This is a genomic window from Pseudoalteromonas sp. S3776, from assembly GCF_005886915.1.
Taxonomy (GTDB): domain Bacteria; phylum Pseudomonadota; class Gammaproteobacteria; order Enterobacterales; family Alteromonadaceae; genus Pseudoalteromonas.
On record NZ_PNCU01000015.1, the window covers coordinates 127,894 to 149,839 of the forward strand.

Consider the following 21,946-nt stretch of genomic DNA (forward strand, 5'->3'; position numbering starts at 1 on the left):
TGCTGACTTAACCTATTTAGTTTAACCAGGTTAACAGCCTATTTTTAAGCGTTTTAGGCTTTATTGGCTTGGTAATATAATCATTCATGCCGGCGGTAATACAGCGCTCTCTGTCGCCTTCCATAGCACTTGCGGTCATAGCAATAATTGGGATGCTAATATACTCAACCCCCGCTTTAGCATTTCTTATCTCGCTGGTGGTATCGTAGCCATCTAGGTTAGGCATTTGGCAGTCCATTAAAATTAAGTCAAACGGTTGCTCTTGATTAAATTTAAGTGCAGAGAGCGCTTCTATACCATCATTGGCACAGGTAATTTTTAAACCAGTGCGTTTTAAAATGGCTTTAGCTACCTCAATATTGATCATGTTGTCATCAACCAATAATACATGATACCGCGATAACTCCGGCTCTGGCTCTAAGTCATTTGGTTGTTTGGGTGCGGTTAAAACAAACTCACTATTAGCGCCAAAAATACTGCCAAGCTTATAAGTAAATTGATCTTGCGTGAGCGGTTTGTGTAAAATGTGGCTATGATCAGGAAACACTTTTTTAGATTGTTTATTAACTACCATGTCTCGCAATATAAGTACGTATTTTTTATCTGCCTTTTCGCAATAGCTTATTAGCGCATTAACTTGCGGGTGCTCGTCATCAATAATCAGTAAATCGGCGTCAAACTCACTGTGCTCGCTAAAATAGTCGAGTCGTGTAATGCGGCTTGGCAAGATTTTACAGGTTTGGGTTAGTAAACCACACACATTTTTAAATACATTATCACGTGCAATAAGTGCTGCAACGCTTACCTCTTTTGCAAGCTCAATACCCGTATTAAGTTTTTTCTGTTGCGCCACATGTAACTCTACCGTTGCAACAAATGTGCTGCCCACTCCTTTCTCACTGTTCACAGTGATATTGCCACCCATTAACTGTGCCAGCTTTTTACAAATAGATAACCCTAACCCCGTGCCACCAAAATGGCGCGTCGTGCTTGAATCCTCTTGAGTAAATACATCAAAGAGTTTATCTATGTTTTCAGGAGCAATACCAATACCAGTGTCTTTAATTATAAAGCTCATTAAAATTTTACTGTCGGTAATGTATTTAGAATTTAGCGTTAAACTTACTTCGCCTTTATGCGTAAACTTAAACGCATTATTGATTAAATTAATTAAAATTTGCTTAAGTCGGTGGCTATCTCCAATAACCATTCTATCAATAACATTTTGGGTATTTAAAAACACCTCTAACCCTTTACGCTGACCTTGAAGTGCAATCGAATTAATCATATCGCTGCAAACCGAGATTACGTCAAACGAGTGATTATCAATATCTAACTTACCAGCTTCAATTTTAGAAAAGTCTAAAATATCGTTAATTAAATTCATTAACGAGTGAGCGCTGTTATTAGCCAATTTTAAATAATGCTGTTGTTGCTCAGAGAGGCTGTCTTCTTTTAGCATTTCAAGCATGCCTAAAACGCCGTTCATAGGGGTGCGTATTTCGTGGGAAATATTAGCTACAAAGTCACTTTTTGCTTGGCTTGCAGCAAGAGCCTGATCAATTGCTCGCTCTAGCTCTACAGTACGCTGAGTTACCTTAAGTTCTAACGTGCTATTGAGCCCCTGTAATTGTGATTGAATATGCTTTAACGAGCTAATATTACGTAAAATAGCAGCCACTTGATAACGATTGCTAAATACATCAAATACACTGGTAAGCGTAATTGAATAATATTCTTTTGTGCCGTCATCATCAGTATACATCGCTTCAAATGGCATTTTAGAACCCTGTTCAATGGTTTCTCTAATACAGTCTTTGTCTTCATCTGCAAGGGTAAATAAGTCATTAAAGCGGATGGTGTCATTACCAAGCCTAGTTGCAAATACCTTTTTAGCGGTTTGATTACAATGAATAATAGTCTCATCATTGTTTATGGTAAAAATGGCATCGAGTGAATTTTCAATTACTTTATTATTTTGCTCTGTTAAAGAGTTTATCAGCAGCTTGCGGTTAATATAACGCAGGTACAATAACGTAATAATTATAAATATGGTAAAAAATGAAGCAATTATAGCAATAAAGCTTTCTCGCCTTTTTGCAACGCGTTCAAGTAACGTTTTTGAATCAATAGAAACCGCAAGCTCTAATGGCAGCATGGCAACATCGCCTTCAAAACTTACCCGTTTATTTAAAAAATACTGCTTTGGTATATCACCTATTAACAAGGTTTCGTGTAATTTCATATTTTGTGAAGGGCTAAATTCATCACCCCACGTTTTGCCTTGGTTAAATTCAAAACCAAAACGTAAACCAGGGTTTGGATGGTATAAAAACTCGCTTTCATTGTTAAGCAAGTAAATATTAACCCCAGGAGGGAGTTCAAAAGTTAAACTTTCAAACAATTTATCGGCAGAATAATTTGTCACCAAAATAGCAAATACTTGCTTTAAGTTATCAAAAACAGGTTTAGCTACACGGTATGTGCTTACAAAGGGCTTTTGTATTTCACCGTTTTCGCGATTGTAATTAATTGGCGATATATACACGCTTTTTTCATCAAGCATACTGGCTTTGAGTACATAATCTCGCTCCCCTTTTTTTTGTAATTGCGCGCCCTCAAGTCTATTTATATCTCCTAGCATGCGATCAACACGTACTATTTCTTGGCCGTTTTCTGCCAGCATAATGTATCGTGCTTGCAAAATAGAATCGTCTGTACGCATAAACCCACTAAAAATATCCGCAAGGCGGTCTTGCCATACAGCAATGGGGGTTTGTAAAAGTGGGTCAATTAATTGGTTGTCGGTTGCTCTAGAAATACCTTGAATGGGTGGTGTCGCGTTTAAAAAGCGAATAGCGGTAATACTGTCGTTTAAATGATTTTTTAAAGACGCCGCTTTTGTTTCAAGCTCACGACTAAGCTCATTGTGCGCATCGCTGTATATTTCTGCACGCACTTTTTGTTCAAACACATACGCTGAAGGCAATGCAATAACTAAAAAAACAATAATAGCAACAAGTAATAATTTATTACCTCTTGCTGCTGTTATAAATACATTCCTTTTTAGCATTGAACCCTTACTCCTCACTATTTTCTAGCTTAGATTATAGAGGATTATTTAATAAAAAATAGAAGTTAAAATAATTAGTTATTTAAAAATACGTAATTAAAATTCGAACAAATACTCTAAATTAATTACTTAGTATTACTATTGAGTTGCAGTATTAATTTAAGATGAATCAAAGACAAAAAACACACAAATAAGAGTGTTTTAAGAATAAACGCGCTAAAAAATTACACTTATAAAAATACACAAACGGGCAAGATAAAACCCTGCCCGCTTACAAAAGTATTTAATTACCTAAACAATACATCTTCGCGGTTAAACCACTTAACACAAAAGGCAAGTAATGCCCCGGCAATTAATGCCGTTGCTAAAAAGATTAAGCCTACTAAGGTGTAATCAACGGTGCCTTTTACTATTTCTTTTATAGCCAGTGCTACGTTAGTGACAGGTATGAATGCTGTTTTGGCTGTAAGTTCCATATTCGGCATGATAGAAACAATTATAGGAAAAAACACCCCCATGCTTAAAGGAGCCATATAATTTTGTGCTTCTTTAAAGGTGCGTGCATATATTGATATAGCCAATGCAAGGGCTGAAAATATAGCTGCAATGGGTAATAACAGAACAAAAATCATCAATAAGTCACTTACCGCAAGTGAACTAAACGCTGTTTTAATTACTTCTAGGTCAGCAAATGCAAGGGCTACGGCTATCCACCCGCCCATACTCAACACTGTTATAGTGGTAGATGCAATTGAGGTGGTTAATAAAGTGATAAATTTTCCCAATACCAACTCTGTACGCGTTATAGGTGTAAGCAGTAAAGTCTCTAATGTGCCGCGCTCTTTTTCACCTGCACCTAAATCAATTGCTGGGTAAGTCGCCCCCATCAAAACTAAAGGTATAAGTAAATAAGGTAAAAATCCGCCGAGCTTTTCACCTAGGTTTTCTCGTTTATCTGCGGTGTCAACTTTCACAACTTCAATAGGAGTAAGTAAAGCTGTGTGGGCCTTTTTATCAATACCAAAGCTTTCTAATTTTTCGCTTTGCAGCACGTCGCTGTATTCTTTAGCCAGCTCTTTTACACGCTGGAATAAAAAGTTTATAGACTTAGCATCATTGAATACTACTTGCCATTTACTTTGTTCAAATTGATCTAAAGATTGCTTAGCGTTGGCTGGTAAATAAATACCCATATCAATCTCACCATCAATAACACCCGCTTTTAGCTCTTCAATGTTGTTAAAGGTTCTAGACCCTTTATAAAGCTCAAAGCTTTTATGGTAAAACACGTTTTCGGTAAATTCTGGGGCGTATTCGCCATTAATAATTGCGTAGGTATGTACTTCTTGTTCAGCGTCTAATGCAGCTTGAGAGCTAATGAAAGCCATCACAGCAAACAAGAGTGGAAATACGGCAACAGGTAGTGCCACTACAAATAACAGGGTTTTTTTGTCGCGTAGGAGTTCTTTTAATTCCTTTTTAAACACTTCAAACATCATGCTTCTCCGTTAATATATTCATAAACGCTTGGTTTAGCTCTTCACTGTTGCCTTTTTGTTTAAATTCAGCAAGCGTGCCATCAAAACAGCTAACCCCTTCATTAATTACCGCTACGCGGTCACATAAAAGTGCGACTTCATCTAAATGGTGCGTTGAAAAAATAACAGGCGTGCCTTGCACCTTTAACCCTTTAATAAAGTTAATCACTGTTTGTGTTGTCATGATGTCGAGGCCTGTTGTTGGCTCATCGAGTACCACTACCTCTGGGTGGTGTACCACAGCGCGAGCAATATTGGCTTTTTGCTTCATGCCGGTAGATAAGTTTTCTGCACGTTTATCAATAAATTTATGCATGTCGAGCAAAGTAAAAAGCTCTTCACAACGCGCCGCTATCTGCTCTTTGTTCATGCCATGAAGCTTTGCAAAGTATTCAATATTTTCTTTAACAGTCAGACGACCATATAAGCCCGTCGAGCCTGATAAAAAACCTATTGATTTACGCCCTACTAACGGTTTTTTAATTATGTCATTGCCGGCAACAGTGATTGTACCTTCATCAGGCTTAAGTGCAGTTGAGAGCATGCGTAAGGTAGTGGTCTTTCCTGCGCCATTAGGGCCAAGTAAGCCTAATACTTCGCCTTTTGCGCATTGAAAGCTGACATCTCTTACTGAATGAAAAAAATCTTTATCTTCACGGGGGTCTATATCATCAACTTTATTTTTCTTATGATCCTTGGTTAACTTAAACTTTTTTTTAAGCCCTGCGACTTCTATCATTTTCGTATCCTTCGTTTAGCTCTAAAGTAGTCGGTATTATCATAGAACGATTCATTTACATTTGCGTCATGCCATCCTGGTACACCTAATAATGGCAATGGAGAAAGCTGTTTATTATCGGCTAAGCAATGCTCTATTTTTATCTTCTCATAAAGTAATTGGTCTAGGTACTGATATTGAGTAACTAAATCTTTACAAAATATTTCATCAGGTACACATACAAATAATGCTTTACCCGTGAGCCCTATATATGGCTTTGTCATCATTTCATAATTAGCATGTCCAAACATAAATGGTTTTATTGTTTTGCCCCACTCATCTCGGTGCGTAACAAATGCAGTTTTCCATTGGTGCTCTTTTAAAAGTGCTTGCCACTTAGACTCACTAATGGCAAGCACCACACCACATTCGTCAAACAAGGTAAGAGCATTGCGATGCTTAGTACGCTGTTTTAAACCATGTTGCGCTATTTCTTCTACGTGTCGCTGATTTATAAGTGCCTTTGTTTTTGGAAACAAGCACCAAATAAACCCACCAAACAAATCGTGCCAATTTTTAGTTCGGGTTGGGACTATGCCGGTTTCAAAAATAACTTGTTCATAATAGCGCTCACCAAAATCTATGGTTGCATCGTCTTCAAACTTTATTGGGAGGTTATTTGCATTAATGGCATTTAAATACGGGGCAAACCAATCAGGGCATGGCCAATCAGTTTGTTTATCAATATTAAACAGTGTTCGTAAGTGCTCAAACGCACCGCTTTTTAAACTACTAACTTGCCATTGCTCAGGCGGAGTAAAGCGCTTCATTTATACCTTTAACAATTTATCCTGTTAATTTGCGGGCAGTTTACCGCAAAAACTGGTTCTAATTAATAGAAGTTAATATACTAATCTCATCTTAGAACAAGAATAGAGCTACTATGAAACGATATTTCTCTCTCACACTGATTGCTGGCGCTGTTTTAGCTGGCTGTGCAACAACAAGTATTACGCCTACCGATGTAACAAATGGTTACAACAGTATTAAAGAAGATGAACTTGCTGCTCACATTAAGGTACTTGCATCTGACAAATTTGGCGGCAGAGCGCCTTCATCTGAAGGTGAAAAACTAACTTTAGATTACTTAACTACACAATTTAAAGCATTAGGGTTTGAACCCGGTAATGGTGATAGCTTTTTACAAGAAGTGCCGCTTGTTTCATTAGAAGCTGATTCAAATATGGTATTAAGTATTGGTGGTAAAGACTATCAATATAAAAAAGATATGGTTATGGGCAGTAGCCGTATCAGTGAACAAGAAGGCATAGAAAATTCAGAGCTTGTATTTGTTGGTTACGGTGTAAACGCCCCCGAATATAACTGGAACGATTACGAAGGCCTAGACGTAAAAGGCAAAACTGTTGTTATGCTAGTTAACGACCCAGGTTTTGCGACTAAAGATCCTGCGCTATTTACGGGTGATGCAATGACCTATTACGGACGTTGGACCTATAAGTACGAAGAAGCGAGTCGTCAAGGCGCCGCAGGTGCAATTATCATTCACGAGACAGCCCCTGCGTCATACCCATGGTCAGTGGTTGAAAACTCGTGGAGTGGAGAGCAGTTTGGCTTTCAAAAAGAAAACAACAATATGGACCGCGTTGCGGTTGAGGGTTGGGTCACCACGGATGTAGCTAAAGAGTTATTTGCTAAAGCGGGCCTTGATTTTGAGACTGCTAAGGCCAATGCTGCTAAAGGTGCTTATAACATTGATATGGGCGATTTAACTGCAACGGTTAATGTAAAAAACACGATTAAGAAGTCAGTATCGTATAATTTTATCGCCACGCTACCGGGTAGCGAGAAAGCAGATGAGCATGTTATTTATTCAGCGCATTGGGATCACTTAGGGACAGATACAACCCGTAAGGGCGATCAAATTTATAATGGTGCACACGATAACGCCACAGGTACCGCAGGGCTAATTGAAGTAGCAGAGGCATTTACTAAGTTGCCAACGCACCCTACTCGCTCAATGACTTTTTTAGCTGTTACGGCTGAAGAGCAAGGCTTACTTGGCTCTAAATACTACGCTGCAAACCCAGTTATTGCGGCTGATAAAACTGTCGCCAATATAAACATGGATAGTCTAAACTTATTAGGTAAAGTAAAAGACATGAACGTCGTAGGTTTAGGTAAGTCACAAATGGACGACCTGCTAGCAAAAGCCGCAAAAGAGCAAGGTAGAACCATAGCTGGCGACCCTAAACCTTCATCAGGTGGTTATTACCGCTCTGATCACTTTGCATTTGCAAACATGGGTATTCCGGCTATGTATGCAGGCGGCGGTACGATTGCCGCTGATGAGGATACAGCTAATTACCGAAAGCGTATGAGCTTAGTTCTACGTGGATGTTACCATCAGCCATGTGATAGATACCGCGACGAGTGGGATTTATCGGGTGCGGTGCAAGACTTACAGCTGTTTTATAAAGTAGGCTTTGATATTTCAGAGCAAGCACAATGGCCCTTATGGTACGAAAACTCAGAATTTCAACGTAAATAACAAATAGCCCGTAATCGATAAACTCAAACTGAGCCATCGATTTAAATAGATGCAAATGATATTGATTATCATTTGCAAAAATTATACAGTGTGCCCTAGATAAAATAAAACTGGGGCACACTTATGATTTTACTCTCTCAAATAGGATTTATTACGCCAGCTTCCAAACGGTTTGTTAGCCAAAATAAACGCTTACTCCTACCACTTTTTTTATTGGTATGTTTAGCTGTACCTAGCCTTCGCGAAATAACCATTACTGCACTCAGTGATGCGTTTTTTCAAGTTAGTGTATTTGTAGCAGCTACGTTACTTATTTACTACTACGCAATAGAACATATCCCTCAGTTAGAAATGAGCTACTTAAGCGCTAAATCTAAACCACTTGAGGTATTGTTTGCATCCGTCCTTGGCGCTTTACCTGGCTGTGGTGGTGCTATTATTGTGGTGACTCAATATACTAAAGGCCAAGCAAGTTTCGGGGCCATTGTTGCTGTACTTACCGCTACAATGGGTGATGCTGCTTTTTTACTGCTTGCTACGCGCCCTACTGAAGGCTTAACAATAATGGCTATAGGTTTAGTGGTAGGCACACTATGTGGGTTAATAGTCAATGCAATTCATACACCTGATTTTTTACGCCCAAGCGCACAAGAGCAAAAACACCAAGTAAAAATTTTGCCTACTAAAATAATAAAAGTAAGCAAACCTGTGTGGATGTTTGCCATTATTCCAAGTTTAATCATTGCACTTTTAATTGCATTTAATGTGGACTTTAGCCAATTTGGTCAGTATACCAGCACCGGAATTAGCTTATTTGGTGCAGCAATGGCCCTGTTTACGGTTGTTATTTGGGCCTACTCTTCTAAAGGTGAAACCTATAAAGAGATAACCTCAGAGGAGGATGAATGTAATCCGCCTTCAAAGCTTATAAAAGTACTTCAAGATACACATTTTGTTACTGCATGGGTGGTTGCTTCGTTCATGCTGTTTGAAATATTAGTCAGTGTGGTAGGCCTTGATTTAAAAACGTGGTTTATGCACTACGCCTATTTAGCACCGTTGATTGCAGTCATCATTGGTTTTTTACCTGGCTGTGGGCCACAAATAATCGTAACCACACTTTATATACAAGGCATTATTCCTTTTAGTGCATTAGCTGCTAATGCAATTTCAAACGATGGTGATGCACTATTTCCAGCAATTGCAATGGCGCCAAAGGCAGCTGTAATTGCTACCTTGTATACGTCTATACCTGCTTTAGTTGTTGGTTACGGGCTTTACTTTTTAAGTTAACAGTTTTAAAAATCATAAGTACAAAAAAGCTCAGCAATTGCTGAGCTTTTTTAATACTCACGTGTTATTTATACCGAAGCAGGTTCAGCCGTTAACTCTTTAGGATTTGGACCAAAATCATTCTCACCTTCATGTGAGTCTTGCGCAAGGAACACAATTAAGACAATCCAACCAATAATTGGCACTAACCAAAGTAGCTGCCACCAGCCAGAACGGCCAGTATCGTGTAAACGGCGTGCGCCAGCGCTCAATTGAGGTATTAACAGTGCCAAGCTATAGATAGTGCCAATTACAGCTACACCCATTAGCTCATCAACAAAACCTAGTACAATGCTAATTAATAAATTTATTAAGTAAAACATCCAAAATGCTTTACGGCGATTACGCCCTGAAAAATCTGCGTAGCTACGCAGCGCGTTCATATAATGTTCCATTACAATTCCTTAGTGTTAGTTTTTATATTCCCTAGCGGGTTTTAGTTATTACTTTTTAGTAACAATTGTATCTTAATTAAAAACACAGCGTTTTAAAACAAAAAACCAGCAAATTGCTGGTTTTTTACGAGGCTAATTTTAGCTCATTGCCATCATCATTACTGATGGGTTTTCTAAATACGACTTCCACAAATTATTGAAGCGCGCAATTGTACCGCCATCAATAACACGGTGATCACCCGACCAACTTACTTGCATAATAGCTTTGCTAACAACTTGGCCGCTTTCATCAAAACGCGGTAAGTGTTGTAACTTTCCTAGGGCAACAATTGCAACCTCGGGCTTATTAATGATTGGGGTCGCAATAGTGCCACCAATTGCACCAATATTTGAAATGCTAATGGTGCCCCCTTTTAGGTCATCGGGTGATACGCGCCCTTCGCGTGCAGCATCAGTTAAGCGAGTTAGGCTGTTTGCAAGTTCAACAACACTCTTAGATTGGCACGATTTAATGTTAGGGACTAATAAACCCACCTTGGAGTCCACCGCTACCCCTATATTGTGGTCGTCATAGTAGCTAAGCTCAGTGCAGTCATCATTTACTTTAGAATTAAGCACTGGGTACTCTTTCATCGCAAGTGATAACGCTTTGATAAAAAATGGCATCATAGTGAGCTTTATGCCTTGCGCTTTATACTGCTCTTTTAAGCTGGCTCGTAGGGCAATTAATTGCGTTAAGTCTATCTCGTCACTAAAAGTAAAATGCGGGATTGTTGAGACCGAGGCCATCATTTGCTTTGCCATAGCCGCTTTAATGCCTTTAATTGGCTCTGTACGCATACCCCCGCTTTGTGTTTTTGGTTCTGTGCTTTGTGTCACACTATTTTTAGAACTAGCGCCGCTAAGTGGTGATGTATCTATTGTGTTAGGTACCTCACCTTTAATAAATTCTTCTATGTCTTGTTTATAAATACGGCCATTTTTTCCGCTGCCCGGCACGCATGTTAAATCAACATCTAACTCGCGTGCTTTTCGCCTTACAGCAGGTGAGGCAACCGCTTTTTTATTAACAATTTTATTTGCTGCTGTTTGTGGCGTTGCCACAGCTTTATCTGCCGCTTTGCTTTGAGCTTTTACAACGGCTTCGTTTACATCAACATTTGGTTTTGCTGAACTGCCAGCTATGCTCATTTGAAATAGCGGGCTGTGTACTTGGGCAATTTCACCTTTTTGATAGTAAAGCTTTTGCACTGTACCTGTATATTTAGCAGGAATTTGTACCAGCGCTTTGTCGGTCATTACATCACACACAGCCTGATCTTCTTGTATTTCATCGCCTTCGGCTACCAGCCAATCGACAATTTCACACTCAACAATTCCTTCACCAATATCCGGTAGGATAAAATCTTCTAATTGTGATGAGGATGAGGTATCACTTTGTGTATTTTTTACTTCATCTGTGGGAGTTTCCTCGCTTTGGCTTTCGCCAACTACATCCATAGCAAACAAGGGGGCATGAACCTGCGCTATCTCCCCTTTTTGATAATACAATTTGGTGATTACGCCATCGTGCACAGCCGGTATTTGTACGAGTGCTTTGTCTGTCATTACATCACAAATGGGTTGATCTTCTTTTACTGTGTCACCCTCTTGTATTAGCCACTCAACCACTTCGCACTCAACAATGCCTTCACCAATATCGGGTAATATAAAATCTTTAGCCATGGTATCCCCTAAAAATCCATTGATTGTTTAATTGCGGCCATTACTTTTAGCGCATCAGGTACATATTCTTTTTCAAGCGCAAGTGGATAAGGTGTATCTAAACCACAAACCCGCATAATGGGTGACTCTAGGTGTAAAAAGCATTCTTGCTGAATAGTCGCCGCAATTTCGGCGCCAAAACCATTGGTAATAGGCGCTTCGTGGCTTATCACTAAACGTCCTGTTTTAGTGACAGACTTAGCAATTGTCTCAACATCCCACGGTAATATGCTTCTAAGGTCAATCACCTCACAACTAATGCCTTGTTCATTGGCTTGTTCTGCAGCGCTTTCAACAATTTCCATTTGCGCACCCCAAGCAAGCACGGTGATATCTGTGCCTTCTTGTACGACTTCGGCTTTACCAAGCTCAATGCTGTAATCACCCTCTGGTACTTCGCCGGTAGAAGCGCGGTATAAGCGTTTAGGCTCAAAGAAAATGACGGGGTTATCGTCTTTAATGCAAGCGCGTAGTAACCCTTTTGCTTGGTAAGGGTTACGCGGCACCACTATTTTTAGCCCTGGCGTATGGGCAAAATAGGCCTCTGGTGATTGTGAGTGATATAAGCCCCCCGCAATACCGCCACCATACGGTGTGCGAATCGTTAAATTGCCCACATTAAATTCATTACCACTACGGTATCTAAATTTGGCAGACTCATTCACTATTTGGTCAAATGCCGGAAAAATATAATCAGCAAACTGTATTTCGGCAAGTGCAGGTGCGCCAAACGCAGCTAAGCCATTGGCAAAACCTAAAATACCTTGCTCTGTAAGCGGGGTGTTAAATACGCGGTGTTTACCGTACTTTTCTTGCAAACCTGAGGTCGCTCTAAAAACCCCCCCAAAATAGCCAACATCTTCACCAAAAATACACGCCTGAGGGTGCTCATTCATGGTGATATCGAGTGCAGAATTAATTGCGTGTAGCATGTTCATTTTAGCCATTACTTAATTCTCCCTGCTGTGATTGGGTACGCATCTGGGTGCTGCTTTATATGTGCTTTTAAATCGTTATATTGGCGCTCAAGTGAAGGAATTGGCGTATCGTAAACATCTGATATTAGCTCTTCAAGCGCTGGCTTTTGCACTTTTTCAGCACGTTTAAGGGCGGCTAAAATATCTTCTCGAATAACCTCTTTCGCTTTAGCATCGTCCTCTTCGTTTAACCACTCTTGTTTGATCAACCATTTTTTAAATTTATCAATTGGGCAAACTTTATGTGTAGCTTCTTCATCTTTTGAGCGATAGCCACTTGGATCATCTGAGGTTGAGTGAGCGCCTAATCTGTAGGCTATTGACTCAATTAATACCGGCTCACCTTGCGTTGCTGCAATGTCGCGAGCCTTTTGTGTTGCTGCAAACACAGCTAATGCGTCTGAACCATCAACACGTATGGTTTTAATACCATAGCCCACACCGCGAGAAGCAATGCCATCACCTTTAAATTGCTCATCAGCAGGCGTTGAAATAGCATAACCATTATTTCGTGCAAAAAATATCACAGGGGCTTTGTGCACCGCAGCCATATTTAACCCCGCATGAAAGTCTCCTTCAGATGCCGCGCCTTCACCAAAGTAACATATCGTTACATTATCTATGGTGCTTGCAAGCTCGCCGGTTTTTGCGTCAATGTGTTTTACTTTTTGGCCATAGGCATACCCTGTCGCTTGAGGGATTTGCGTACCGAGAGGCGATGATATGGTCATATAATTTAATTCTTTTGAACCATAATGAATCGGCATTTGGCGCCCTTTTCCTAAATCTAATTCATTAGAAAACATCTGATTCATAAATTGATCAAGCGTAAACCCGCGGTAATGCAAAGCGGCTTGTTCGCGGTATTGCGCCATAATCATATCGTTTTGGTCAAGTGCAGCAGCAGACGCTGTAACAGCAGCCTCTTCGCCTAAACACTGCATATAAAAGCTTACGCGGCCTTGGCGCTGCGCGCCTTGCATACGCTCATCAAGTAAGCGAATAAAACGCATTGTTTCATAGAGTTTAAGTGCTGTGTGTTTAGAAATAGTCGGTGCGGTAGCACTAGGATGAATGTCGCCGTCCTCAGTTAAAATACTAAGGGTTGGAATAGTTAGCGCATGACCGTCTATAAACTCGAGGTCGTGGTTAATATTCAGCGATACGTTATTTGGATTACTCATAACCTACCTTCTCTTGTTGTCTGTGATACAGCACCCCTTTTAAGTTTTTGTTATGGGTGAGGCTTGCGAATAAACTTTGCAGCATCTGCGCTGTATTTAATTAAAGCTGCCACCACCTTACGTTAACGTAAGCTGTTATTCAACACGTGTAAGACGAAACAAAAGTAAAATACGATTAAAAATATGGAAAGTTAACTGTACGCATTTATTAAACCAATAAAAACATACAGTTAAACATTTGAGGCGAGTGGTCTGATGAGCTTTATTAGACGAAATTACTATCTACTTGCATAGGAGTAACGGTAAGCAATGCCCTTTGCCCAAGCGCAACGTGCGCATTTGGAAAAATAATCGCTTCCCCTTCCACATCGGCATAATAAGGGGTATCGCCGTCTGTTGCTAGCAACTCACCTTTAGCAAACCCTGTGAAATTTTCTGCATCATCAGAAAACGGAAAGCTAAAGTCCTGCTGCGTTCTATTAATTGTGCGATGCACGGCAAACAGCTCAAAGTCACTTGCATTAAAATGTGGGTATTGCACTTCTTTTTGGCTAATTAATGCAGTTAGCGTTTGCTTAGTTTTTGCAAAGCGTGCCATGTCGTTTTCACCAAACGGTTTAACTTGACCTAATTCAACCGTAAATGAATCTGCGCCGTGCACATACGAAGAATAATAACTAAATGTGGTTGCTGGTGATTTCATCATCAATACGGTATTTACACCGCAGCTAAGTAAAAATTGTAACTGCGATTTTTTCCATGGTTTACCATGAAGATAAGGATACACAGCAAATTTTTCATTTTTTGAGCCACGAATAGCAGTATGCAAATCATAATGGTATCGAGCACTGCCATGCTGACCACGAGCAAAGAAGTCAGTTACATATTGCTCTAGTTTTGCCGCACGTTTGCGCTCGTCATTCATTGGCACACCTTCAACAGTGTGGTGCCCGTTAAACAAACGATTTAAGTTTTCTTCTACAAAACGCAGGCCAATATTTATTGATTTTGGGTTACCAAAAATAAAGAGCACACGCTGATTTAATTCAAGCTCACCTTTTATTATTGTTTTTATTAAATCGTCACATATTTCTATGGGTGCGGTTTCGTTACCATGTACCGCACTTGACAGTACTATATCTTTTGACGTTGTAACCTTTGGTTGAAACTCAATAACACCTGTATCGTGAACAGTAACGCCTGTGCCATTCTCTAACGTAAATTCACTTGCCTCTAAATGCCATTCATTATTACGACTAAGCGTTAAAAAATCACCGGTATTTTTTAAATCATTTAAATAATTTGGTTTGGCTAACATGATAAGCCCTTTTCTAATGTGAGAGATACAAACAAAAACGGCTGAATAAATCAGCCGTTTTAAACTAGTTTTACTTGTTTTAGCTGATCACAGAATCAACTAATTGTTTAGCTTCTTTTTCCAGTAGCGCCAAGTGTTCTTCACCTTTGAACGACTCAAGGTATATTTTATAAATATCTTCGGTTCCTGAAGGGCGAGCTGCAAACCAGCCATTTTCAGTCACTACTTTTAAGCCGCCGATCGCTGCATCATTACCTGGAGCATGCGTCAGTTTTTGTAAAATAGGTTCGCCAGCCAGCGTATCCGCTTTTACATCACTTGCACTAAGCGCTTTTAAGCGTGACTTTTGTTCACTGCTAGCAGGGGCATCTAAACGCTTGTATAGCGGAGAGCCAAATTCTTGCTCTAACTCTTTATAAAGCGCTGATGGTGTTTTACCCGTCACAGCTAGTATTTCAGCTGCAAGTAAACCCATAATAAAGCCGTCTTTGTCGGTACACCACACGCTACCATCGAAACGCAAAAATGCAGCGCCAGCACTTTCTTCTCCACCAAAAGCAAGTTTGCCTTTATTCAAGCCATCTACAAACCACTTAAAGCCAACCGGTACTTCTTTAACTTTGCGCTCGTTGCGAGCAACAACACGGTCAATCATAGAGCTAGAAACCAGCGTTTTACCAATTTCTACACTGCTGTCCCAGTCGCGGTGCTTTAATAAATAATCAATCGCTACAGCTAAAAAATGATTAGGGTTCATTAACCCATCTGGCGTAACAATACCGTGGCGGTCGTAATCTGGGTCATTGCCTATGGCAATATCAAAGTCGTCTTTTAACTTAATTAAATTTGCCATTGAATACGGTGATGAACAATCCATACGGATTTTGCCGTCTTTATCAAGGGGCATAAATGCAAAACGCGGATCAACACTGTCGTTTACTACGGTTAAATCTAAATTATATTTTTGCGCTATTACCGGCCAAAAGTTAATACCAGAGCCACCAAGCGGGTCAATACCCACTTTAATACCCGCATCGCTAACAGCTTTTAAATTAACAATATTTTCTAAGTCATTAATGTATGGCGTCATTAAATCTTCGTATTTAATAAAACCAGAGCGAGATGCTTTAGCAAATGGAAATAGCTCAACTTCGACTAAATCTTCTAATAGCAATTGATTTGCTCTATCTTCAATCCATTTAGTTACATCGGTATCTGCTGGGCCGCCGTTTGGTGGATTGTATTTAAAGCCACCGTCTTCTGGCGGGTTATGTGAAGGTGTTACCACAATACCATCGGCTAATTCGTTAGGGTTTAATTTGTTATGGCAAACAATCGCATGGCTAATAACAGGGGTCGGAGTGTAATCGTGATTTTGCTGGGTGATTACTTGCACCTCATTAGCGACTAATACTTCTATGGCAGAGTTAAAAGCAGCTTCACTTAACGCATGTGTATCTTTACCTAAGAAAAGCGGACCAAAAATATCGTTTTGCTTTCTGTAGTCACAAATAGCTTGTGTAATGGCTAAAATATGAGATTCGTTAAACTTAACATCGTAAGAGCAACCACGGTGACCCGACGTACCAAAAGCAACACAATGCTCTGGGTTTTGTTCTAAATCTGGCTCATTTAAGTAATAAGCCGATACCAATTTTGGTACGTTAACTAAAGATGATTGTGGCGCAGATTTCCCAGCACCTGAATGAATAGCCATGTTTATTTCCTTACAAGTAATCGCGAATTTCTTCTGCTTGCTCTGCTGAATAACCTAAGCACAGTGCAACCTCGTGTAGCATCATTTTTTTACGTGTTGTGTTTGAATTCGTCATAACCCAGTACTCACTGTCAGTAATATTTTTAGGATTCATACTACTGCCGCTATTAATTAAGTCTTCTTTGCTGGTGGCAAAGTAAACGCGGTCACGCCCTTTTATATCAAGCACAGCACTAAATTCTTTTTTATGTGTTCTATAAAAAGCACTTAAAATAAATAAAAACCTACCGACAACCCCTTTTTGCATTGCTAGTTCTTCTTTATTTAAGATATTAAATACATTAGCGTTTGTTTGCTTCACGGGTGTGACAACCTCTTGCTCTTGGCTGTCGTCGTTAGCTGGCGTGTCATCAAGTGGGGCTTGAGTCGTTGTTTGGTTGTTTTGATTGTTGTTAGCAACGGGCGTGTTGTCAGTGCCGTTTAGATTTAATAAACGACGTAAAATAGTGGATGCGCTTTCGCCAATACTTTGTGTATTGCTAGCAATATACTGATATAACTCGTCGTCTATGTCGATTTGTTTCATGTTGTTCCTGTCATTACGGGCCACATTTTTCTTTCCCCGTGATTATACCCAAACCAAATATAAATGCGAGTTACAACAAGCACTCGCATAAATATATCCGTTAAGCGCGTAAATTGAAGTGTGTTGTTTATTTTTTCATAAACCCAATGTAGTAAATATCAGTCACTAAAAATTTAAAGTGTTTACTTTGTTTATTTATAAACCGCTTTGGACTGATATCTCTAAATAGCAAAAGTGGCGTAAAAATAAACTTTCTGTCGTTTAAAAACGCGTACAGCAAAGTTAGCCGCTATATTTTTTGCTTTTTAAAGCAATGCTCGGCAAACTAAGCCAAAATTTGAGGAGACGGTCATGCTTTTAAACTATAAACAATATGGTGAAGGCCCTGATGTAGTGATTATTCATGGTTTATTTGGCTCTTTAGAAAACCTAAATGTTATTGCAAAACCATTAAGCGAGTACTTTAGGGTAACTAATGTGGACTTACGTAACCATGGCGCGTCACCGCATAGCGAAGAAATGAACTACCCAGCAATGGCGGCGGATATTGTTGAGCTGATGAACGCATTAAATATTAATAATGCGCACCTGATTGGCCACTCAATGGGCGGTAAAGTGGCGATGGAAGTGGCGCTAATGCATAGCCAAAAAGTAAATAAACTGGTGGTACTTGATATAGCCCCTGTGAGTTACCCTGCCCGCCACACACAAATTATTAGCGCACTTAAAGACGTAGCAACCAGTCATATTACTGATAGAAAACAAGCCGATGCAATTATGAGCGAGTACATTAATGAGCTAGGTGTTAGGCAGTTTTTGTTAAAAAGCTTGGTTAAAAACGAAGATGGTGAGTACCACTGGCGTTTTAATTTAGATGTACTTGATAAAAAATATTCGACGATCACAGCCAATGTTAATGAAAACAATTCTTGTTTGTGCGATACTTTATTTATCAAAGGGAATGACTCTGATTATATACTGCCAGAATACCGCGATGAAATAACAAAGCGCTTTAAAAATACTCGAGCAAAAATTATACACGGTGCAGGACATTGGCTTCATGCACAAAAACCTGTTGCGGTTAATAAAGCAATAAATGACTTTTTAACAGGGCTTTAATGCAATTTTAATCATGTGTTTTTGGTTATCCGTACTAAATTAATGCATATTTATATGCTATAGTACGCGCCGTTTAATTTAAAGGTTATACGTTGATGGTCAGTCAGTTTATTAACGAATTTGATACCCTAGGGTTGTACTTTGGCTTAGCCGGTATTTTTGTATTCATCGGCTTGGCAATTAAAGACGTACTTAATAGTGGTAATGTACCTAAGTTTGGTCGCTACATTGTGTGGGGCGTCCTCTTTTTAGGTTGTTCTGGCTTTATTGCGAAAGGGCTTATACAAGTTTTTTGGCAAGGCGCAGGTGTAGGTTAGGCATGGCGAAGTCAGAAACAGATAGAACAACTCCCGATTTATTTGAATACGAAAAGCGCCCTGGTAGGCCGAAAACAAACCCTTTACCAAGGGATATGCAGTTAAAGGTTAATAAACGTAATCAAATAAAACGAGATAAAGCACGTGGTTTAAAGCGTGTAGAATTTAAAGTTTCATCACAGTTATATCAGGCACTGAGTGATATGGCGGATGCACAAAATATTAGCCGTAGTGCGCTGATTGAAACAATTTTACAAGAAAGATTGGCTATTGATAGATAAAAGGTTTGAAGTCCATGGCAAGTGTAGGCATTTTTTTCGGAAGTGACACAGGTAATACAGAGCACGTAGCAAAAATGATCCAAAAAGAATTGGGTAAAAAGCTAGTGGCTGTTCACGACATTGCAAAAAGCTCTAAAGAAGAGATTGCAGAGTTCGATTTAATCTTATTCGGTATTCCTACTTGGTACTACGGTGAAGCACAATGTGATTGGGATGATTTTTTCCCTGAACTTGAAGAGGTAGACTTTGAAGGTAAGCTAGTGGCTATTTTTGGCTGTGGCGACCAAGAAGACTACGCTGAATACTTCTTAGATGCTATGGGAATGATTAACGATATCGTTACCGAGCGTGGCGCTATTGTTGTTGGACATTGGTCAACTGAAGGATACGATTTCGAAGCATCTAAAGGCATGGCCGATGACACCCATTTTGTAGGTTTAGGCATTGATGAAGACCGCCAACCAGAACTGACAGAGCAACGTGTTAAAGCATGGTGCGCGCAAGTGTATGACGAAATGTGCTTAAGCGAACTAGCAGACTAACCTCCCCCCCCTTTTTATCGCTAACTGTTTAAATATTTATCAAACAGTTAGCGACTTTAGATTTAATAGCAAAATTGATCAATTGTTCTTTGCACTCAGTGCTTAGGCGCGTTATCCTTGTTATTGCTAATGTGTCGTGTGCATCTGTAAGAGATGTCTAGTATAACCAAACAAATTTGAGACAGATTTAATGACTGATCATAACTTGGAACTTAAAAAAGCCGGTCTAAAAGTAACTTTACCGCGTATTAAAATCTTAGAAATTTTACAATCTCCAGATAACCAACACATCAGCGCTGAAGATGTATACAAAATTCTATTAGATTTAGGTGAAGAAATTGGTCTTGCGACTGTTTACCGCGTACTAAACCAATTTGACGACGCAGGTATTGTAAGCCGTCACCATTTTGAAGGCGGAAAATCAGTATTCGAACTTTCTGGCAGCACTCACCACGACCACCTTGTGTGTTTGAAGTGTGGTAAGGTTGTTGAATTTGAAGATGACCTAATTGAGCGTCGCCAGTTAGAAATAGCCGAAGAAAACGGCATCACGCTGACGAATCACTCTTTATACCTATACGGTGAGTGTCAAGATAAAGTAGCGTGCAAAGCATTTAGCGATTCAAATAGCTAACAACAACGCTTAATGAATTATAAAAAAACCTGCAATTGCAGGTTTTTTTATGTTCTAAATTAAGCATTTAAACTATGTTAAATACCAATTTGCAATAATGATATATTATGCAAATTGGTATTTTAAAGCGTTACTGCTTCTCGATTTTAGCCCAAGAATCTCTAAGGCCAACCGTTTGGTTGAATACTAAATGTTCTGATTTAGTATCACGTGAGAAATAGCCGGTACGCTCAAACTGAAAACCTTGTGCTGGTTCTGCTTTAGCAAGCGACGCTTCTAGTTTTGCATTTGCAAGTACAACTAACGAATCAGGGTTTAATGTAGATTCGAACTCTTCAGCCGCAGCTGGGTTTGGCACATTAAATAAACGGTCATACAATCTAACTTCTGCATTAACCGATTCAGGCACTGAAACCCAATGAATAACCCCTTTTACTTTACGGCCATCAGTTGGGTTTTTACCTAAAGTTTCGCTGTCGTAAGTACAGTAAATAGTGGTGATTTCACCACTTTCGTCTTTTTCTACACGCTGAGCTTTAATTACATAAGCACCACGTAAGCGTACTTCTTTATCGAGTACTAAGCGTTTAAATTTATTATTCGCTTCTTCGCGGAAATCTTCACGCTCGATGTAAAGCTCACGAGTAAACGGTACTTCACGACGCCCCATTTCTTCTTTATTCGGGTGGTTAGCTACCGACAATGTTTCTACTTTATCTGCATCAAAGTTTTCTATTACCACTTTAACAGGATCGAGTACTGCCATTGCCCGTGGTGCATTTTCATTTAAGTCTTCACGGATACATGCTTCAAGCATGCCCATTTCAACCATGTTTTCTTGCTTAGTCACACCTATACGTAAACAAAACTCACGAATAGAAGCCGGTGTATAACCACGACGACGTAAACCAGCAATCGTTGGCATACGTGGGTCATCCCACCCTTCAACATAGTTATTCACAACTAAATCGTTTAGCTTACGCTTAGACATAATTGTGTATTCAAGATTTAAGCGCGAAAACTCAATTTGTTGTGGGTGGCATTCAAGGCTAATGTTATCAAGTACCCAATCGTATAAACGGCGGTTATCTTGAAACTCAAGCGTACACAATGAATGGGTTATGCCCTCAAGTGCATCAGAAATACAGTGCGTAAAGTCATACATTGGGTATATGCACCACTTGTCACCTGTTTGATGGTGGTGAGCAAAACGAACGCGATAAATAATTGGATCGCGAAGCACCATAAATGAGCTTGCCATATCAATCTTAGCGCGCAGAACACACTCGCCTTCTTTGAATTCACCCGCACGCATTTTTTCAAATAATGCCAGGTTTTCTTCTACTGAAGTGTCTCTGTATGGGCTGTTTTTTCCTGGCTCTTTCAACGTACCGCGATACTCACGTGCTTGATCGGCAGTTAAAAAACACACATACGCTAAGCCTTTTTCAATAAGCTCAACTGCATAGCCGTATAGAGTATCAAAATAGTTTGACGAGTATTTTATCTCGCCACTCCAATTAAAGCCTAACCACTGTACGTCTTCTTTGATTGAATTAACGTAGTTAATATCTTCTTTTTCTGGATTTGTATCATCAAAGCGTAGGTTACATAAACCATCGTAATCTTTTGCAATGCCAAAATTCAAACAAATTGATTTTGCATGGCCAATATGTAAAAAGCCATTTGGTTCAGGTGGAAAACGTGTATGCGTAGTTGCATGTTTGCCACTTGCTAAATCTTCATCAATTCGAGTTCTTATAAAGTTACTTGGGCGATTCTCAATTTCCGCCATAGGAGTGCGATCCTCTGAATATTCGTGATAACAAAACTAATGCATTATTACAAAAACAAACACTAACATACAGCACTAGATGCGCCT

The 21,946-nt window shown here is 39.6% G+C and carries 19 protein-coding genes; 7 read left to right on the plus strand and 12 right to left on the minus strand.

Annotated features, from left to right (window positions below; genetic code table 11):
- Positions 1–16 precede the first annotated feature (16 nt).
- The 4 genes from CWC16_RS07765 to CWC16_RS07780 form a co-directional block, all read right to left on the minus strand.
- Positions 17–3,073, minus strand: coding sequence for an ATP-binding protein (locus tag CWC16_RS07765; protein WP_138541129.1), 3,057 nt, complete (start codon positions 3,071–3,073; stop codon positions 17–19).
- 287 nt (positions 3,074–3,360) lie between these two features.
- Complete coding sequence (locus tag CWC16_RS07770) at positions 3,361–4,569, minus strand: ABC transporter permease (protein WP_055017670.1); 1,209 nt, start codon at positions 4,567–4,569, stop codon at positions 3,361–3,363.
- Positions 4,562–5,350, minus strand: a complete 789-nt coding sequence (locus tag CWC16_RS07775) for an ABC transporter ATP-binding protein (protein ID WP_138541130.1) — start codon at positions 5,348–5,350, stop codon at positions 4,562–4,564. Before CWC16_RS07775 ends, CWC16_RS07770 begins: the two co-directional genes overlap by 8 nt.
- Positions 5,347–6,159 carry a DUF3025 domain-containing protein gene (locus tag CWC16_RS07780; RefSeq protein WP_138541131.1) on the minus strand — a complete coding sequence of 271 codons (813 nt, stop codon included), beginning with the start codon at positions 6,157–6,159 and terminating at the stop codon, positions 5,347–5,349. Before CWC16_RS07780 ends, CWC16_RS07775 begins: the two co-directional genes overlap by 4 nt.
- A gap of 113 nt (positions 6,160–6,272) precedes the next feature.
- On the opposite strand from CWC16_RS07780, the gene CWC16_RS07785 reads away from it, so the two are divergent.
- A complete protein-coding gene (locus tag CWC16_RS07785; RefSeq protein WP_138541132.1) occupies positions 6,273–7,898 on the plus strand; it encodes a M28 family metallopeptidase in 1,626 nt (541 codons plus the stop codon).
- 123 nt (positions 7,899–8,021) lie between these two features.
- Positions 8,022–9,191, plus strand: coding sequence for a putative manganese transporter (locus CWC16_RS07790; RefSeq protein ID WP_138541133.1), 1,170 nt, complete (start codon positions 8,022–8,024; stop codon positions 9,189–9,191).
- Between the two features lie 68 nt (positions 9,192–9,259).
- Here the strand turns inward: CWC16_RS07790 and CWC16_RS07795 are convergent, their stop codons facing one another.
- The 7 genes from CWC16_RS07795 to seqA all read right to left on the minus strand — a co-directional run bounded on the left by CWC16_RS07795 (position 9,260) and on the right by seqA (position 17,171).
- The gene (locus CWC16_RS07795) at positions 9,260–9,625 is read right to left on the minus strand and encodes a DUF805 domain-containing protein (RefSeq protein ID WP_138541134.1); all 366 of its coding nucleotides are present in this window, start codon (positions 9,623–9,625) and stop codon (positions 9,260–9,262) included.
- A gap of 138 nt (positions 9,626–9,763) precedes the next feature.
- Positions 9,764–11,350 carry a dihydrolipoyllysine-residue acetyltransferase gene (locus tag CWC16_RS07800; RefSeq protein WP_138541135.1) on the minus strand — a complete coding sequence of 529 codons (1,587 nt, stop codon included), beginning with the start codon at positions 11,348–11,350 and terminating at the stop codon, positions 9,764–9,766.
- A gap of 8 nt (positions 11,351–11,358) precedes the next feature.
- Positions 11,359–12,336, minus strand: a complete 978-nt coding sequence (locus CWC16_RS07805; protein WP_138541136.1) for an alpha-ketoacid dehydrogenase subunit beta — start codon at positions 12,334–12,336, stop codon at positions 11,359–11,361.
- Positions 12,336–13,550, minus strand: a complete 1,215-nt coding sequence (locus tag CWC16_RS07810) for a thiamine pyrophosphate-dependent dehydrogenase E1 component subunit alpha (RefSeq protein WP_138541137.1) — start codon at positions 13,548–13,550, stop codon at positions 12,336–12,338. The genes CWC16_RS07805 and CWC16_RS07810 overlap by 1 nt, the downstream gene beginning before the upstream one ends.
- Before the next feature lie 265 nt (positions 13,551–13,815).
- Complete coding sequence (astE, locus tag CWC16_RS07815) at positions 13,816–14,868, minus strand: succinylglutamate desuccinylase (RefSeq protein WP_138541138.1); 1,053 nt, start codon at positions 14,866–14,868, stop codon at positions 13,816–13,818.
- A 79-nt stretch (positions 14,869–14,947) separates the two neighbouring features.
- Positions 14,948–16,585, minus strand: a complete 1,638-nt coding sequence (gene pgm, locus CWC16_RS07820) for a phosphoglucomutase (alpha-D-glucose-1,6-bisphosphate-dependent) (RefSeq protein WP_138541139.1) — start codon at positions 16,583–16,585, stop codon at positions 14,948–14,950.
- Between the two features lie 10 nt (positions 16,586–16,595).
- On the minus strand, positions 16,596–17,171 hold the full coding sequence (seqA, locus tag CWC16_RS07825; protein WP_138541140.1) for a replication initiation negative regulator SeqA: 576 nt from the start codon (positions 17,169–17,171) through the stop codon (positions 16,596–16,598).
- 351 nt (positions 17,172–17,522) lie between these two features.
- Between seqA and CWC16_RS07830 the strand changes: the two genes are divergently transcribed.
- The 5 genes from CWC16_RS07830 (at position 17,523) to fur (ending at position 20,064) form a co-directional block, all read left to right on the plus strand.
- Positions 17,523–18,290, plus strand: coding sequence for an alpha/beta fold hydrolase (locus tag CWC16_RS07830; RefSeq protein ID WP_138541141.1), 768 nt, complete (start codon positions 17,523–17,525; stop codon positions 18,288–18,290).
- 95 nt (positions 18,291–18,385) lie between these two features.
- Entirely contained in the window at positions 18,386–18,607 is a 222-nt protein-coding gene (locus CWC16_RS07835) for a DUF2788 domain-containing protein (RefSeq protein ID WP_004586672.1), read from the plus strand.
- 2 nt (positions 18,608–18,609) lie between these two features.
- The gene (gene ybfE / locus CWC16_RS07840; protein WP_004586673.1) at positions 18,610–18,888 is read left to right on the plus strand and encodes a LexA regulated protein; all 279 of its coding nucleotides are present in this window, start codon (positions 18,610–18,612) and stop codon (positions 18,886–18,888) included.
- Positions 18,889–18,902: 14 nt separating this feature from the next.
- Complete coding sequence (gene fldA / locus CWC16_RS07845) at positions 18,903–19,430, plus strand: flavodoxin FldA (RefSeq protein WP_138541142.1); 528 nt, start codon at positions 18,903–18,905, stop codon at positions 19,428–19,430.
- A gap of 190 nt (positions 19,431–19,620) precedes the next feature.
- Positions 19,621–20,064 carry a ferric iron uptake transcriptional regulator gene (gene fur, locus CWC16_RS07850; RefSeq protein WP_055015979.1) on the plus strand — a complete coding sequence of 148 codons (444 nt, stop codon included), beginning with the start codon at positions 19,621–19,623 and terminating at the stop codon, positions 20,062–20,064.
- Between the two features lie 130 nt (positions 20,065–20,194).
- Here the strand turns inward: fur and glnS are convergent, their stop codons facing one another.
- The gene (gene glnS / locus CWC16_RS07855; RefSeq protein WP_138541143.1) at positions 20,195–21,859 is read right to left on the minus strand and encodes a glutamine--tRNA ligase; all 1,665 of its coding nucleotides are present in this window, start codon (positions 21,857–21,859) and stop codon (positions 20,195–20,197) included.
- Positions 21,860–21,946 lie beyond the last annotated feature (87 nt).